General features: G+C 72.3%; 15 protein-coding genes. 3 read left to right on the forward strand and 12 right to left on the reverse strand.

Features of this window, described 5'->3' with window-relative positions; all coding sequences use genetic code 11:
- Window positions 1-141 precede the first annotated feature (141 nt).
- From P3T41_RS15525 to P3T41_RS15550, 6 genes are all read right to left on the reverse strand, one after another.
- Window positions 142-471: a nucleotide pyrophosphohydrolase gene (locus P3T41_RS15525; protein ID WP_280690439.1), complete on the reverse strand. Its 330-nt coding sequence runs from the start codon at window positions 469-471 to the stop codon at window positions 142-144.
- A gap of 137 nt (window positions 472-608) precedes the next feature.
- Window positions 609-1,946, reverse strand: a complete 1,338-nt coding sequence (locus P3T41_RS15530; RefSeq protein ID WP_280690416.1) for an ATP-binding protein — start codon at window positions 1,944-1,946, stop codon at window positions 609-611.
- Window positions 1,947-2,137: 191 nt separating this feature from the next.
- Window positions 2,138-2,995, reverse strand: coding sequence for a putative RNA methyltransferase (locus P3T41_RS15535; RefSeq protein ID WP_280690417.1), 858 nt, complete (start codon window positions 2,993-2,995; stop codon window positions 2,138-2,140).
- A 40-nt stretch (window positions 2,996-3,035) separates the two neighbouring features.
- On the reverse strand, window positions 3,036-3,467 hold the full coding sequence (locus P3T41_RS15540) for a fic family toxin-antitoxin system, toxin component (RefSeq protein WP_280690418.1): 432 nt from the start codon (window positions 3,465-3,467) through the stop codon (window positions 3,036-3,038).
- Complete coding sequence (locus tag P3T41_RS15545) at window positions 3,464-3,709, reverse strand: toxin-antitoxin system HicB family antitoxin (protein ID WP_280690419.1); 246 nt, start codon at window positions 3,707-3,709, stop codon at window positions 3,464-3,466. Before P3T41_RS15545 ends, P3T41_RS15540 begins: the two co-directional genes overlap by 4 nt.
- Before the next feature lie 100 nt (window positions 3,710-3,809).
- Complete coding sequence (locus P3T41_RS15550) at window positions 3,810-4,553, reverse strand: (2Fe-2S)-binding protein (RefSeq protein ID WP_280690420.1); 744 nt, start codon at window positions 4,551-4,553, stop codon at window positions 3,810-3,812.
- Between the two features lie 301 nt (window positions 4,554-4,854).
- Here P3T41_RS15550 and P3T41_RS15555 point away from each other — a divergent pair, with 301 nt between their 5' ends.
- The gene (locus P3T41_RS15555) at window positions 4,855-5,439 is read left to right on the forward strand and encodes a DUF308 domain-containing protein (protein ID WP_280690421.1); all 585 of its coding nucleotides are present in this window, start codon (window positions 4,855-4,857) and stop codon (window positions 5,437-5,439) included.
- A 31-nt stretch (window positions 5,440-5,470) separates the two neighbouring features.
- On the opposite strand, the gene P3T41_RS15560 is transcribed toward P3T41_RS15555, so the two are convergent.
- Window positions 5,471-6,817, reverse strand: coding sequence for a class I SAM-dependent RNA methyltransferase (locus P3T41_RS15560; protein WP_280690440.1), 1,347 nt, complete (start codon window positions 6,815-6,817; stop codon window positions 5,471-5,473).
- Window positions 6,818-7,523: 706 nt separating this feature from the next.
- Between P3T41_RS15560 and P3T41_RS15565 the strand changes: the two genes are divergently transcribed.
- Entirely contained in the window at window positions 7,524-8,189 is a 666-nt protein-coding gene (locus P3T41_RS15565; RefSeq protein ID WP_280690422.1) for a TrkA family potassium uptake protein, read from the forward strand.
- Window positions 8,189-8,842 (forward strand): TrkA family potassium uptake protein, encoded by a 654-nt coding sequence (locus tag P3T41_RS15570; protein WP_280690423.1) that lies wholly within the window; start codon window positions 8,189-8,191, stop codon window positions 8,840-8,842. Before P3T41_RS15565 ends, P3T41_RS15570 begins: the two co-directional genes overlap by 1 nt.
- A 74-nt stretch (window positions 8,843-8,916) precedes the next feature.
- Here the strand turns inward: P3T41_RS15570 and P3T41_RS15575 are convergent, their stop codons facing one another.
- The 5 genes from P3T41_RS15575 to P3T41_RS15595 form a co-directional block, all read right to left on the reverse strand.
- Window positions 8,917-9,678, reverse strand: coding sequence for a DUF3159 domain-containing protein (locus P3T41_RS15575; protein ID WP_280690424.1), 762 nt, complete (start codon window positions 9,676-9,678; stop codon window positions 8,917-8,919).
- Window positions 9,675-10,082 (reverse strand): OB-fold nucleic acid binding domain-containing protein, encoded by a 408-nt coding sequence (locus tag P3T41_RS15580; RefSeq protein WP_280690425.1) that lies wholly within the window; start codon window positions 10,080-10,082, stop codon window positions 9,675-9,677. Before P3T41_RS15580 ends, P3T41_RS15575 begins: the two co-directional genes overlap by 4 nt.
- A gap of 54 nt (window positions 10,083-10,136) precedes the next feature.
- The gene (locus P3T41_RS15585) at window positions 10,137-10,817 is read right to left on the reverse strand and encodes a response regulator (RefSeq protein ID WP_280690426.1); all 681 of its coding nucleotides are present in this window, start codon (window positions 10,815-10,817) and stop codon (window positions 10,137-10,139) included.
- Window positions 10,814-13,453, reverse strand: coding sequence for a sensor histidine kinase KdpD (locus P3T41_RS15590; RefSeq protein ID WP_280690427.1), 2,640 nt, complete (start codon window positions 13,451-13,453; stop codon window positions 10,814-10,816). The genes P3T41_RS15585 and P3T41_RS15590 overlap by 4 nt, the downstream gene beginning before the upstream one ends.
- Window positions 13,454-13,657: 204 nt before the next feature.
- Window positions 13,658-14,323 carry an ABC transporter ATP-binding protein gene (locus P3T41_RS15595; RefSeq protein ID WP_280690441.1) on the reverse strand — a complete coding sequence of 222 codons (666 nt, stop codon included), beginning with the start codon at window positions 14,321-14,323 and terminating at the stop codon, window positions 13,658-13,660.
- Window positions 14,324-14,562: the final 239 nt, after the last annotated feature.

Consider the following 14,562-nt stretch of genomic DNA (forward strand, 5'->3'; position numbering starts at 1 on the left):
ACTCCTGACGGGGCCTCGGACCGTTCCGCTGAACGGTCCGTCAGAAGTAGAGGGTGCGCCGGGTTCCCGGCCCGCGCGGCGAGCAGCCGGGAATCTGTGGACAACCCCGGGGGTGTGGACAGTCGCGTTCCCTCGAACGGCTCACTCCCGGGGCGCCGCCGGGAACCGCAGCTCGTTCCGATCGATCTTCTCGTCCAACGCCACCAGCGGATCGACCCCGACCGCCGTGCAGAACTGCAGCAGGTACGCGAGCACGTCCGCCACCTCGTCGCGCACCCGGTGCGCGCTCTTCGGATCGTCCATCACCGCGGCGGCCTGCTCCGGGGTGAGCCACTGGAAGATCTCCAGCAACTCGCCCGCCTCGACGGTGAGCGCCGCCGCGAGGTTCTTCGGGGTGTGGAACGGCTGCCAACGGCGCGCGGCGGCGAAGTCGCTCAACCGCCCCGCGAGTTCGCCGAGCGTGGGCGGCACGGCAGCCCGCTCGTGCTGGTCGAACCGGTCAGGTCGGTCGGGCTGGTCCGGCCGGGCGGAGCGGCTGGGCTGGTCCGGCCGGGCGGAGCGGCTGGGCTGGTGCGGCTGGTCCGCGGGGCGCGGAGCTGCGTTCTCGGTCACTCTGCCAGGTCTACCGCATCGCCCGGCCCGCCCGTCGCCGCGCCCACCACGTGCTGGGCCGGCACCCGGGCCGCCGGCGTCAGCACGCTGTGCCCGCTCATCGGATCCCGCCGGCACTCCACCAGCTCGATCCCGTCCACCTGTTGGGCGGCAGCAGGCTCCTGCACCGCGGCCAGCAGCCGCAGGTGCTCCTTGTCGCACATCTCCCTGGCCAGCCGAAGCAGCGAGGCGGTCTGCTCGGCGCCGAGGCCCGCACCCAGGTCCTCGGCGAGCACGGTCAACTGGCGACGGGCCCAGGGCACTTCGACCGCCGGGTCGACGTCCAACACCCCGGCCCCGGTCAGCAGCACGGCGGCGAACGCCAGCAGCCGCAGCATCCCGTCCGAGGCCTGGTCCGCTCCGGTGCGCCCCAGCACTCCCTCATCGAAGACCGCGATCAGGCGCTCCTGGGCCTGCGTGCCGCGCCGCGCGACGTCCAGGCCCAGCAACGGGTGCGGCGCCGCGGCCTGCACCGCCCTGAGCAGGCGGCCGTAGCGGCGGGAGCACTCGCCCTGCAGACGGGCCAGCACCGCGGAGACGTTGGCCGCGGTGGGCAGCAACCGGGCCTGCGGGTCGGGCCCCACCCAGCCGCGCATCAGCGCCGGCACCGGATGCACCGGGAAGACCTCGCGCAGTGCGGTGAGCAGCTGCTCGGTGGCGTCCAGCACCTTGCGCTCGCCCGGCGAGGAGCCGGCCACCCGCAGCGGGATCTGCGTGGTGATCAGGCTGCCGCTGGGGAACGGTGCCCGGATGTCGCCCTGCCGGGTGTCGTTGTGCCAGCTGACGTTGACCCGGCCGCCCGCGACGTCCTGCTCGCCGGTCTCCACCAGCGTCTGCCCGGCGCAGGCGAGCCACTCGCGGGCCACCCGGACCCGCCCGTCGGTGCGGATCACCAGCTCCAGCCGGATCGGACCGGCGCCGGAGCGGACCGTGCAGCCCAGGATGATCGCGTTGCGCCCGTGCGGGACGCAGCCCACCAGCCCGCCGCGCACCGGGGCCGCCAGCGGGCCGGTCGCGCCCCCGATGCCGTCCAGCGACGGCCCGATCTCCTCGCCGATGGCAAGCCGGGAGAGCACGGCGAGGGCGTCCAGCGCGTTCGACTTGCCGACCCCCGAGGGGCCGTGCAGCACGGTGAGCGGGGAGAGCGAAAGACTGGCGCGGCGATAGGACTTGAACGACGTGAGGCGCAGCTCCTCGACGGTCGGCCGGTGCGCCGGGCGGGTCTCGGCGCCGGGCAGGGCCGGCGCGGCTGCGGAGGGGCGTGGAACGACTTCGCTGGTCGCAGAGCTGGTCACCGAGCCGACGCTACTGACGGCCGGTCAGTTCCTCGGCGGCAGAAACGTGCCTGCGCTCGGCGATTCATCCCAACGGGGAGTCAGATCGGATGCGGAAGTCGGCCAGGCTGACGCCTCGCACCGGGATTCGGAACACCGGGATTCGGAACACCGGGATTCGGAACACCGGATTCAGAACACCGGGATGCGGATCAGCCGCCCGGCCGCGCAGCCCGCTGGTACACCGCGACCCGCACCGACCCGGTGACCGCCACCGGCTCGGGCAACGCCGCGAGCGCGTCCGCGATCCGGGCCCGGTCGGTGTGCCAGGCGTTCGGTCCCATGCCCACCACCGCCGCCGCGTCCTGGTGGGACAGCCGCAACTCGAACTCCACCTCACGCGCCGCGACCGGGCTGAGCCAGGGGCTGAGCTTCTCGTCGATCCGCCGCTCCTTCTCCTCGTCGACCGAGAGCAGGCCCAGTGCGTCGACCAGTTCGCGCAGGTGACGTGAGGTGGGCGAGACCAGCAACAGGCTGCCGCCGGGCCGCAGCACCCGGTGGATCTCGGCGCCGTTGCGGGGCGCGAAGACGTTGAGCAGCAGTTCGGCGCAGCCGTCGGCGAGCGGCAACGGGCGCCAGGCGTCGCAGACCACGGCACCCGCCCTCGGGTGTGCCTTGGCCGCCCGGCGCAGCGCGAACTTGGAGATGTCCAGCGCCGCGCCCACCGCGCCGGGCAACGCGTCGAGGACCTGGGCCAGGTAGTAGCCGGTGCCGGCGCCGAGGTCCACCACCAGACCATCGGCGCCGCTCGCGTTGCCCGCCGCCTCGGCGAGCGCCGCGGCGATCGGGTGGTAGTGCCCGGCGGCGAGGAAGTCGGCGCGAGCGGCCACCATCTCGGGTGTGTCACCGGTACCGGTGTGCGCGTCACCGGGCAGCAGGCTGACGTAGCCCTGCTTGGCGAGGTCGAAGGAGTGGCCGCCGGGGCAGCGCAGGGCGCGCCCGGTCGCCTCGAACGCGAGGCCGCGGGCGCAGTGGGGGCAGGTCAGGTACCGCTCGATGTCCCGGAGCACCGCCCCACCCTAACCGCGCTCCGACCAGGCCCGGCACGGCTCATTCCGCGTCGGAGTCGTCCTCCCCGTCGTCGCCCGCGACGCCCTCGCCCTCCGCCTCGTCGACCACCCAGCCGTTCAGCCGTTCGGCCACCCCGTCCACGCCCAGCTTGCCCTCCCGGATCGCGCGGGCCAGGCTGCGGACCTCGCGTGCGGTGGTGGCGACGTTGCAGCCGCTGGCCACCAGGTAGGCATAGGCGACGGCGGTGGCGAAGAGTTCGTTGGTGCGCTCCAGGGCCGGGACCCGGATCAGCTGGTGCATCAGGGCGGCGGCCCGGTCCTGCGGCTCGGGGTAGACGGCGATGTCGAAGATCTCCGCGTGGTGGCGCGCGACGGCCGCGAGCAGCGAGCCGTAGTCGGTCACCTGCGGGTCTCCGGGCGTGTACTGCTCGGCGGTCATGAGCAGCCAGGAGAGGTCGACCTCCAGTTTCAACGACGTCCGCCCTGGCGCTCGTCGGCCGGCACCCGCTCGCCGAACTCGGCGAGGAACTCGCTCTCGTACTCCTTCATGAACTGGGCCGCCGCATCGACGAAACGCAGCCCGGCCTCGCCCATGTCCTGCTGGACGAGCCGCTCGATGTACTGGTTCATGCTGATCCCCTGCTGCTCCGCCCGCTCGCGGGCCATCTCGGCGGTGGTGACGTCCACCCGCACGTTGAGCTGCTTCTTACCCATGCACTCGAAGCTAGCGCGCACTTGCTAGCACCACAAGGGCGCGTGCGGGGCCCAGTCGCACGCCCCCTGTCGCACGGCGGGAAGGACCGGTGGAGGCGACTCAGGTCCGTCCGGAGCGGTCGTGAGCCCTGACGGATGGTGCGAGGACGCAGTCCCCGCAGAGAGCGCCCGCGCGATCCGGGGCGGCCCGGTAGATGAGGCAGCAGCTGCGGCGGAACCCGCCATAGGCACCCGCCGTTGTGCTGGTGCCGCGCAGCGGCGGCTGGTCCAGCAGCAAACCTGCGAACGCACGCGCCGGTCCCGCCAGTGCAGGCGTCGTGCGGGTGATGGCCGACGCCGCGCCGTTGACGGCCGAGGCGACGTTGCCCCAGAGGATGTGCGGCGAGACCGAGTATGCCCGGGTGGCCTCGACCAGCTCGCGGATCGGTCCGTCAAACAGTTCCTTGCCGAGCCGGACCGCGCGTTCGACCGGGTCGGCCACCGGTACAGGCGTACGGTCGGGCAGCGACAGCGGGAATGTCCCGCCGGGTGTCGGCTGCCACCTGAGCTCCCGCAGACCGTACGGGAGCACCGCACCGGCCAGCACCGCCACGGCGAACGACGGAGAGAGCAGGCGCGAGGCCAGACCCAGCTGGGTCACCGAGGCTGCCACCCGCAGCTCGACCGCCTCGGCGGACTGTCCGCCGCCAGCCGCCAGATAGCCGCGCACGGCGGCCACCCGGCCGCCCAACACCGAAGGATCGTCCAGCAGTTCGGCCATGCTCCGCCAGGGCTCTGCGGCCGGGCTCGGCCCGTGGGTCTCGAAGGCGAAGAACGGCCCGAGGGCCGTGATCCTGTCCGGCACCGCGCCCCTCGGTTCCGCTTGCGTCGGGTCCGACCGACGTTCCGGCTCGGTCATACCGCTCCGACCCCTCGGCTGGACAGACTGCTCACAGTTGAGCCTCCTTCAAGGGACCGTGCGTCCCAGCGGTGAGGGCGTCCTACCTGACTCACGGACCGCCGGGGGCGGTTCGATCACAGTGGCGCGACCATGCTGGAGCCGTCAATCCTCCCCGTCCCGCCGAGCGGCTCCCGCGAGGGACGTCCGACGCCCCCTTCGCGCGGCCCGGGTCGCGGGCGGCCGGGGCCGCTCGGAGGGTAGGAGTATGACTTTCTCTCCCAACGATTCCCTCCCCGATCCCTTTCAGCCGCTGGCCCGCGCCGCCTGGCAGGCGCTGCTCGCGGCGGGGATCGCCGCGGCGGTGCTCGGGGTGCTGGTGCTCGCCTGGCCACACGCGACGCTGATCGTCATCGGGGTGCTCTTCGGGCTGTTCCTGCTGGTCAGCGGGCTGGTTCAGCTGGTCTCGGCGTTCGGTACGCACGGCAGCACGGCACTGCGGGTGATGGCGTTCATCAGCGGGGCGCTGTCGATCGTGCTCGGGCTGTTCTGCTTCCGCGGCACCCTGGAGTCGATCCTGCTGCTGGGGCTGTGGATCGGCATCGGGTGGCTGTTCCGCGGGATCACCCAGGTGGTCGCGGCCGCCCATGATCCGGGGACCCCGGTACGCGGCTGGCTGGTCTTCCTCGGGCTGGTCAACGTCGCGGCCGGGATCGTGCTGATCAGCTGGCCGATCAAGTCGGTCACGGTGCTCACGGTGGTCGCGGGCTGCTGGCTGCTCGCCGTCGGCCTGGTCGAGGCGATCGCCGCGCTGCGGCTGCGGCACGCGTCGAAGCGGCTGGGCGGCGTTTGACCGCCCAGCCGCTTCGACGAGCGGCGGGCCGCTACGACCAGGGGTCGGCCGGCTGCTCCTGGGCCACCGGCTCCAGGATCGCCACGCACTCGAAGTGGTGGGTCATCGGGAACAGGTCGAAGGCCCGCAGCGAGACCACGCGGTAGCCGCCCTCACGGAAGAAGGCCAGGTCACGGGCGAGCGCGGCGGGGTCGCAGGCCACGTAGGCGATCCGGCGGGCGGCCAGGCCGGCCAGGTGCCGCACGGTCTCGCGGCCGGCCCCGGCCCGCGGCGGGTCCAGCACGATCAGGTCGGTGGAGGTGATCCCGGTGCGCGGCAGCAGGGTCTCGACCTTGTCGCACTCGATCCGGACGTTCTCCAGCTCGGCCAGGTTGTGCCGGGCGTCCAGCACCGCCTGCTTGGCCGACTCGATGCCCAGCACCGCGCCGTCCTCGCCGACCCGGTCGGCCAGCGCGCCGGCGAAGAGGCCGACCCCGCAGTACAGGTCCAGCGCGTTCTCGCCCCACTGCGGGTCGAGGCCCTCCAGCACCGCGTTCACCAGGGTCTCGGGCGCCTCGGGGTGGATCTGCCAGAAGCCGCCGTTGCTGACCCGCCAGGTCCGCCCGGCCGCCCGCTCGCGGACGAAGGTCCGCCCGTGCACCCGGTGGAACAGCTCCTGCTCGTCGATCCGGGAGATCGACACCGGCTTGTCCAACTCGACCAGCGGCAGCTGCTCGCCCGGCAGCGGACGAAGGATCAGCTGGCGGTCCGAAGAGCCGCTGGAGGCGATCGCCTCGACCGAGGCCAGGCCGGTCCAGTCCCGGGACTCGATGCCCAGTTCGGTCACCTCGTCGGCCGCGATCAGGCAGCGGTCGATCAGCTGGACCTCGTGCGAGCGGTGCTTGCGCAGGCCGACCTGGCCGCTCTCCTGGTCCACGGTGTACTGGACCCGGGTGCGCCAGGCGGGCACCTGACCGGCCGGCAGCTTGCCGCCGACCGGCTCGACGCTGCCGTCCCAACCCGCCTCGGCCGGGGTGAGGCCGGCCAGCTTGGCCAGCTGCTCGGTCAGCACCTGCCCCTTGAGCTTGCGCTGGCCGCCCGGGCTGACGTGCTGCCAGTCGCAGCCGCCGCACTTGCCGGGACCGGCGAACGGGCAGGGCGCCTCGATCCGGTCCTTGGCGGGGGTCAGGATCTCGACGGCGTCGGCGCGCAGGAAGCGCGACTTGGTGGTGCCCTCGGTGACCTGGGCGATCACCCGCTCGCCGGGCAGCGCGTGCCGCACGAAGAGCACCCGGCCCTCGTGCCGGGCCACGCAGTGCCCGCCGCCGTGCGCGACCTCGCCGATCTCGACCTCGTAGCGCTCACCGACCAGCGGCTCGCCACCGGGGCCCTTGGGCACCTGCGGCTTGGCGGGGCGCGGCGCACGAGCCGGGCGCGGGGCCTTGGCGGTCTTGGCGGGCTTCGCCGGGTCCTTGGCCTTGGCGGTGTCCTTGGCCTTGGCCGCGCCCTTGACCTGCTTCGCGGCGCCGGGCCGGACGCCGCCGACCGGTGCCGGTCCCGGCTGCTCGGCGCGCTGCTCGGCCGGGGCCAGCGGCGCGGTCTGCGCGGTGAAGCCGTCGCGGTCGGTGGCGGCCGGGCGGGCCTGCTTGGCGCCCCAGCGCGGCCGGGCCACCTGGCCGGGCTTGCCCGGCTGCCCGGCCTTCCCGGCCTTCCCGGACTGCGCCCCCGAGCGGGACGATCCTGACTTGCCCGAAGAGCGGGGCGGGGTGTTGCGACTCACGAAGCGGTGTCCTTGCTGGGCTCGGCGGGATTCGGCACGACATCGAGTTGCTCGACCGGACCAGGCTTCTCGACGGAACCCGACGGTACCGTGCGCCGCCCCTGATCGCCGCGCCTGACCGGCTTCACTCCGCCGCCCGCCGCGTCCGGTCCGATGAACCGGATAGCGTGTCGGATGATGAACTTGCGGGCAACACTCCGGTTGCCAGGCCGCCCCCCGAGCTGCGGGAGTGGCACCCAGTCGCCCCGGCCAACGGGCACGGAAGGATGATGAGCGGTGTTTGCACAGGTCAGGACCCCAACGGACCGGGTGAGGTAAGAACACCGTGCACATCGTCATCATGGGTTGTGGACGCGTGGGCTCCGCGCTGGCCAGAGCCCTGGAGAAGCAGGGACACTCGGTGGCCGTGGTCGACCAGGACCCGACCGCCTTCCGCCGCCTCGGCGCCGGGTTCAACGGCCGCCGGGTGACCGGCGTCGGTTTCGACCAGGACACGCTGCGCGAGGCCGGTATCGAGGAGGCCGGTGCCTTCGCGGCCGTCAGCAGCGGCGACAACTCGAACATCATCGCGGCCCGGGTGGCTCGGGAGAACTTCGGCGTCGAGCACGTCGTGGCCCGGATCTACGACCCTCGTCGCGCCGAGGTCTACCAGCGGCTGGGCATCCCGACGGTCGCCACCGTCCGGTGGACCGCCGACCAGATGCTGCGCCGGCTGCTGCCGAGCGGCGCCGAGCCGCTCTGGCAGGACCCGAGCGGCACCGTCCAGCTCGCCGAGGTGGCCTTCGCCCCGTCCTGGGTCGGTCATCGGGTCGGCGAGCTGGAGGAGGCCTCCGGCGCCCGGGTGGCGTTCGTCACCCGGCTCGGCGAGGGCGTGCTGCCCAACCCGCAGATGGTGGTGCAGGAAGGCGATCTGGTGCAGGTGATGCTGCGCCGGGCGGATCAGGCGACGGTCGAGGCCGCGTTCGCCAAGGGCCCGGAGGAGGGTCACTGATGCGGGTAGCGATTGCGGGAGCGGGCGCGGTCGGGCGGTCCATCGCCGGCGAGCTGCTGGAGAACGGCCACGAGGTGCTCCTCGTGGACAAGAACCCGAACGCCATCTCGGTGGAGCGGGTCCCGATGGCGGAGTGGCTGCTGGCCGACGCCTGCGAGATCACCTCGCTGGACGAGGCGGCGCTGCAGCACTGCCACGTGGTGATCGCGGCGACCGGCGACGACAAGGTCAACCTGGTGGTCTCGCTGCTGGCGAAGACCGAGTACGGGGTGCCGCGGGTGGTCGCCCGGGTGAACAACCCGAAGAACGAGTGGCTCTTCAACGAGTCCTGGGGCGTGGACGTGGCTGTCTCTACCCCGCGCCTGATGTCGGCGCTGGTCGAGGAGGCGGTGAGCGTCGGCGACCTGGTCCGGCTGATGCGCTTCAGCCAGGGCAACGCCAACCTGGTCGAGCTGACCCTGGCCGAGGACACCACGCTGGTCGGCACCCGGGTCGGGGACGTCAGCTGGCCCACCGACACCGCGCTGGTGACGATCATCCGCGAGGGCCGGGTCCTGGTGCCGAGCCGGGACGACACGCTGGAGGGCGGCGACGAGCTGCTCTTCGTGGCCGCGCAGGAGCGCGAGGAGGAGCTGGAGCAGTTGCTCTCCTGATCCCCGTCCGCCCGCGCGACAGACGACAGGGCCCGCCTCCCGATGCCGGGAGGCGGGCCCTGTCGGTGCCGGAGTCAGTCCTCTTCGGGCTGCTCCGCCTTGATCGGCGCCGGAGCGGTGAGCAGGATCCGCCAGGTCACGTACATCGCCAGCAGCATCGGCGGGATGCCGAGCGCGACCTTGAGCCAGCCGAGCAGGTTGACGTTGCCGGTGAAGTAGAGCGGGAAGAGGATCACCGGCTTGATGCCCATGATCACCACCCAGGCCCAGGTGGCCTTGGTGTAGGCGGCCAGGCGGCCGGGGTTCTGGGTGCGCCAGGTGAACATCTCACCGGTGACCGGGCCCAGCGTCAGGCCGATCAGCGGCCAGCGGACCAGCGCGGAGACGGCCAGCGCCAGCGCGTAGCCGACGTTCCAGAGCAGACCGGGCAGGTAGAAGTCCTGCGCCTTCCCGGTGTGCATCGAGATCCACGCGCCGATCGCCACTCCGAAGACGCCGCTGAACGCGTGCTGGATGGTCTCCCGGCGCAGCAGCCGGACCACCACGAAGACCGCGCTCAGCGCGAGCGCCCCCCACGCGGCGGTGGACACCTGGTGCGTGAGGTTGTACGTGACGATGAAGACCAGACCCGGCAGGGTCATGTCGATCATGCCGCGGACGCCGCCGAACGCCTGGATGATCGAGTCGGCTGCCTCCTTGCGGGCGGCCTCGTCCCGGGCCGCGGCCTCCTCGGCGGACTCCTCGGTGGCCGCGGCGGACTCCTCGGGTTCGGACTGCTGGTTGTCAGTGATCAGTGCGTGCGGGGCGGCGTGCTCGCCGCCGGGCGGATTGGTCACTGGTGTTCGCTCCCATGTCCCACTGGACGCAGCTCGTAGCGAGGGTTGAAGAGCACGCGACGTCCGCGTGCGTGGCTGACCCGGCCGCAGGCGGTCAGCCGGCGGCCCGGCTCTATGCCCGCGATCGAGCGGCGGCCCAGCCAGACCACGTCCAGCGCGTCCGTCCCGTCGAAGAGCTCGGCCTCCAGCGCCGGCACGCCCGCCCTGGGACGGAGCGTCACGGTGCGCAGGGTGCCGGAGACGGTCACCACTTCGCGGTCGCTCGCCTGGGCGATCGGTGTGCAGCCGGAGACCGCGGCATCCTGGCGCAGCTCCTCGGCCTGGAGCTCCTCGGGGCTGGAGGTGAGCCGGGTGAACATCCGGCGCAGCCGGCCCTGAGGCTGGTCGCTGCTGTTACCACTCATGCGGAAAGGCTACCGGCTACAACCCCGTCGGCGGGGTGAACGGCGGTGTCGCCTTCACGGTTCGAAGCGGTACCCCATGCCCGCCTCGGTGATGAAGTGGCGCGGGTGCGAGGGGTCCACCTCCAGCTTGCGGCGCAGCTGGGCCAGGTAGACCCGCAGGTAGTTGGTCTCGGTGCGGTACGCCGGGCCCCACACCTCCTGCAGCAGCTGAGTCTGGCTGACCAGTCGGCCCGCGTTGCGCACCAGCACCTCCAGCAGGTGCCACTCGGTGGGCGTGAGGCGGATGTCGACGCCGTCCCGGTTGACCTTCTTCGCCGCCAGGTCGACGGTGAACGCGTCGGTGGTCACCAGCGAGTCGTCCTCGCCGGCCACCGGCTCCGCCCGGCGGACCGCCGCGCGCATCCGCGCCAGCAGCTCGTCCATGCCGAACGGCTTGGTCACGTAGTCGTCGGCGCCGGCGTCCAGCGCCTCGACCTTCTCGTCCGAGGCGTGCCGGGCCGACAGCACGATGATCGGGACCCGGGTCCAGCCGCGCAGACCCTTGATCACCTCGACGCCGTCCATGTCGGGCAGGCCGAGGTCGAGCACCACCACGTCGGGGTGGCGGGCGGCGGCCAGCTCCAGGGCGCTGGCGCCGTCGTGTGCGGCGTCGACCTCGTACTTACGGGCCTTGAGGTTGATCACCAGGGCGCGGACGATCTGTGGTTCGTCGTCCACGACGAGGACCCGGGTCATGCGAGCTCCGTCTTTCGGGGGGCCTGAGAAGCCGTGGGCAGGGAGGAATCGGCGGTGGGCGCCGGCGCGAGGGCCGTGGCCGGCTCGACGGCGGCGGTGTCCGCTTCGGGCGGGTGGTCGACCGCGGGCAGCGAGACCACCATGGTCAGGCCGCCGCTCGGGGTGTCCTCGGCCCTGATGGTGCCGCCCATCGCCTCGACGAAGCCGCGCGCCACCGCGAGGCCGAGCCCGACCCCCGCGCCGCGCGGCGCGTCGCCGTAGCGCTGGAACGGCGCGAAGATCTTCTCCTTGGCCTCCTCGGGGACCCCGGGTCCGCGGTCGACCACCCGCAGTTCGACCCGGCCCGCACCGGCCGCCGCCTCCAGCGCATCCGCCTTGACCAGCACCTTCACGTCCGGCGGGCTGTACTTGACGGCGTTCTCGATCAGGTTGGCCAGCGCCCGCTCCAGCAGCCCGGCGTCGGCCGGGACCATCGGCAGGTACTCCGGAATGTCCAGGCGCACCGACTCCAGCGGGACGCCGCCGAGCGCGTACGGCACCACCTCGTCCAGGTCCACCGCGCGGATCAGCGGGGTGACGGTGCCGGTCTGCAGGCGGCTCATGTCCAGCAAGTTGTTGATCAGATGATCGAGCCGGTCGGCGCCCGCCTCGATGCCCGCGAGCAGCTCCTGCTCGTCGGCCTCGCTCCACTGGACGTCGTCGGCCCGCAACGAGGTGACATTGGCCTTGATCCCGGCCAGCGGGGTGCGCAGGTCATGCGAGACGGCGGCCAGCAGCGCCGTGCGGATCCGATTGCCCTCGGCCTGACGACGGGCCGCGGCGGCCTCCTTGGCCAGCCGACGGCGTTCCAGCAGGACCGAGGCCTGGGCGGCGAAGGCGCCGAGCAGTCTGCGGTCGGCGGCGGGCAGGACCCGGCCGCTGAGCACCAGCGCCAGGTGCTCACCCACCGGCACGTCGACGTCCCCGTCATCCGGGCGGGTCGGCGGGTTGTCGCCCGCGGAAGCGGTGCAGGACCACGGCGCGTGCTCGTCGGCGCGCTCCAGCAGCGCCACCGCGTCCTGCCCGAAGGTCTCCCTGACCTGCTCCAGCAGCGCGGCCAGGCCCTCGCCGGTGGGCGCCCGCAGCACCGTGCCGGCCAGCGCGCTCAATGTCTGCGCCTCGGTCTGGCTGCGGGCCGCCTCATGGGTACGCCGGGCGGCCACATCGACCAAGGTGGCCACCGCGATGCCGACCGCCGTGAAGATCGCCACCGCCAGGATGTTCTGCGGATCCGAGATGGTCAGCTTGTGGATCGGTGGCGTGAAGTAGTAGTTCAGCGCGGTGGAACCGACCAGCGCCGAGGCGATCGCCGGGAGCAGGCCGCCGACCAGGGCCGCGCAGATCGTCACCGAGAAGAAGAGCAGCATGTCGGTGGGTACCGCGGTGTCGTTCAGCTGGGTGAGCAGCAGCGCGAGCAGCGGCGGTACGCCCACGCCGATCAGCCAGCCGGCGATCGCCCGCGGCCGCCCCAGGTCGGTGATCTTGCGGATCGGCAGCCGACGACGACGGCCGTGCGCCACGTGCTCGTGGGTGACGATGTGCACGTCGATGTCGGCCGAGTCGCGGGCCACTGTGGAGCCGACGCCCGGGCCGTAGATGTACTCCCAGGCCTTGCGGCGGCTGGAGCCGAGGACGATCTGGGTCGCGTTCACACCCCGCGCGAAGTCCAGCAGCGCTTGGGCCGGCTCGTCGCCGAGCACGGTGTGGAAGCTGCCCCCCAGGCTCTCCACCAGCGCCCGCTGTTCGATCAGGGCCTGCGGGGAGCCGCCGTTCGTGAGGCCGTCCGAGCGCGAGATGTGCACCGCGAGCAGCTCGCTGCCCGAGCCCTTGGCGGCGATCCGGGCTGCCCGGCGGATCAGCGTGGCCCCCTCGGGACCACCGGTCAGGCCGACCACGATCCGCTCGCGGGCCTGCCAGGTGCTGTCTATGCCCTGCTCGGCACGGTAGGTCTGCAGGTACTCGTCGACCCGGTCGGCGGTCCAGAGCAGAGCCAGCTCGCGCAACGCGGTCAGGTTGCCGGGGCGGAAGTAGTTGGAGAGCGCGGCGTCGATCTTCTCCGGCGCGTAGACGTTGCCGTGCGCGAGTCGGCGGCGCAGCGCCTGGGGCGACATGTCGACCAGCTCGATCTGGTCGGCTCGGCGGACCACCTCGTCCGGTACCGTCTCGCGCTGGCGCACGCCCGTGATGCCCTCGACCACGTCGCCCAGCGACTCCAGGTGCTGGATGTTGACGGTGGAGATCACGTCGATGCCGGCCGCCAGCAGCTCCTCGACGTCCTGCCAGCGCTTGGCGTTGCGGCAGCCCGGCACGTTGGTGTGGGCCAGCTCGTCGACCAGCGCGACCTGCGGCCGGCGGGCCAGCAGGGCGTCCAGGTCCAGTTCGGTGAACTCCGCGCCCCGATGCTCCATCACCCGGCGCGGCACCGCCTCCAGGCCGTGCAGCAGATCGGCGGTGTTCGAGCGGTTGTGATGCTCGACGAAACCGACCACCACATCCGTGCCGCGCCCCAGCCGCCGGTGCGCCTCGCAGAGCATCGCGTACGTCTTCCCCACCCCGGGGGCCGCCCCGAGGTAGATCCGCAGCCTTCCGCGTGCCATGCGTCCCATTCTTGATCGAGCCCGTCCCGGGGACCACCCCCGGACACCTGTTCGCGCAGACGAGACTACGGGGTGAGCGGACTCTCACCTTCGATCGGGCTGATCACAAGGCAGATTTAGCGCCATCTTGACGGAATTTCCGGGCCTCTGACCAGGCGTTCTCACTCGGCCGCAGTCGCCCGCGGTCACTCCTCGGTGCCGCCGTCACTCCACGATGTGACCGTCCCTGAGCTCCACCACGCGGTCGGCCAGCTCCATCAGCTGCGGGTCGTGGGTGGCCACCAGCACGGTCACGCCCTCACTGCGCACCACCGCGCGCAGCAGCTCCATCACCGAGTGCCCGGTCTCCGAGTCGAGCTGACCGGTCGGCTCGTCCGCGATGATCAGGGCCGGCTCGTTCGCCAGCGCCCGGGCGATCGCGACCCGCTGTTGCTGACCGCCGGACAGCTCGGCGGGCCGCTGCTCGGCATGGTCGGTCAGACCCACCAGGGCGAGCAGGGTCGCCACCCGCTCCTCGCGCTGAGCGCTGGGTACCTTGCGCAGGCGCATCGGGACCCCGACGTTCTCGGCCGCGCTGAGGATCGGGATCAACCCGAAGGACTGGAAGACGAACCCGATCCGCTCGCGCCGCAGCGCCAGGCGTCCCGCCTCGTCCAGCGCGGCCAGATCCGCGCCGTCCAGCGTGATCTGCCCCGAGGTCGGCGCGTCCAGACCGCCGACCAGGTTGAGCAGCGTCGTCTTGCCGGACCCGGAGCGGCCGCGGAGCGCGGTCAGCTCGCCGCGTCGGGCGGTGAACGACACCCCGCGCAGGGCGTGGACGGCGGTCGCCCCGCTGCCGAAGCTGCGCCAGACGTCCGCCACCTCGACCATCGGCGCGAGTGTGCTGGTCGAGGTGCTGCTGCCGATGCTCTGCTGCTGCTCGCTCACTGTGGATCCCCCCGGTTGCCCTGCGTGATTCCTAAACGGCCAGTGGGAAGTACGGTAACGCGAGCCGGGCGCTCGGTGAAGGTGCTGAACGCAGAGAAGCCCCCTTCCCGAAGGAAGAGGGCTTCTCTAGAAGAATTGTTCGGCGGCGTCCTACTCTCCCACAGGGTCCCCCCTGCAGTACC

This window comes from Kitasatospora sp. GAS204B (genome assembly GCF_029892155.1).
Taxonomy (GTDB): domain Bacteria; phylum Actinomycetota; class Actinomycetes; order Streptomycetales; family Streptomycetaceae; genus Kitasatospora.

What these genes read in the sequence shown, in the direction of transcription:
- P3T41_RS15545 (WP_280690419.1), bottom strand. Translation starts at nt 3,709, where the DNA reads ATGGGTAAGAAGCAGCTCAACGTGCGGGTGGACGTCACCACCGCCGAG.
- P3T41_RS15555 (WP_280690421.1), top strand. Translation starts at nt 4,855, where the DNA reads ATGACTTTCTCTCCCAACGATTCCCTCCCCGATCCCTTTCAGCCGCTG.
- P3T41_RS15570 (WP_280690423.1), top strand. Translation starts at nt 8,189, where the DNA reads ATGCGGGTAGCGATTGCGGGAGCGGGCGCGGTCGGGCGGTCCATCGCC.
- P3T41_RS15580 (WP_280690425.1), bottom strand. Translation starts at nt 10,082, where the DNA reads ATGAGTGGTAACAGCAGCGACCAGCCTCAGGGCCGGCTGCGCCGGATG.
- P3T41_RS15585 (WP_280690426.1), bottom strand. Translation starts at nt 10,817, where the DNA reads ATGACCCGGGTCCTCGTCGTGGACGACGAACCACAGATCGTCCGCGCC.
- P3T41_RS15590 (WP_280690427.1), bottom strand. Translation starts at nt 13,453, where the DNA reads ATGGCACGCGGAAGGCTGCGGATCTACCTCGGGGCGGCCCCCGGGGTG.
- P3T41_RS15595 (WP_280690441.1), bottom strand. Translation starts at nt 14,323, where the DNA reads ATGGTCGAGGTGGCGGACGTCTGGCGCAGCTTCGGCAGCGGGGCGACC.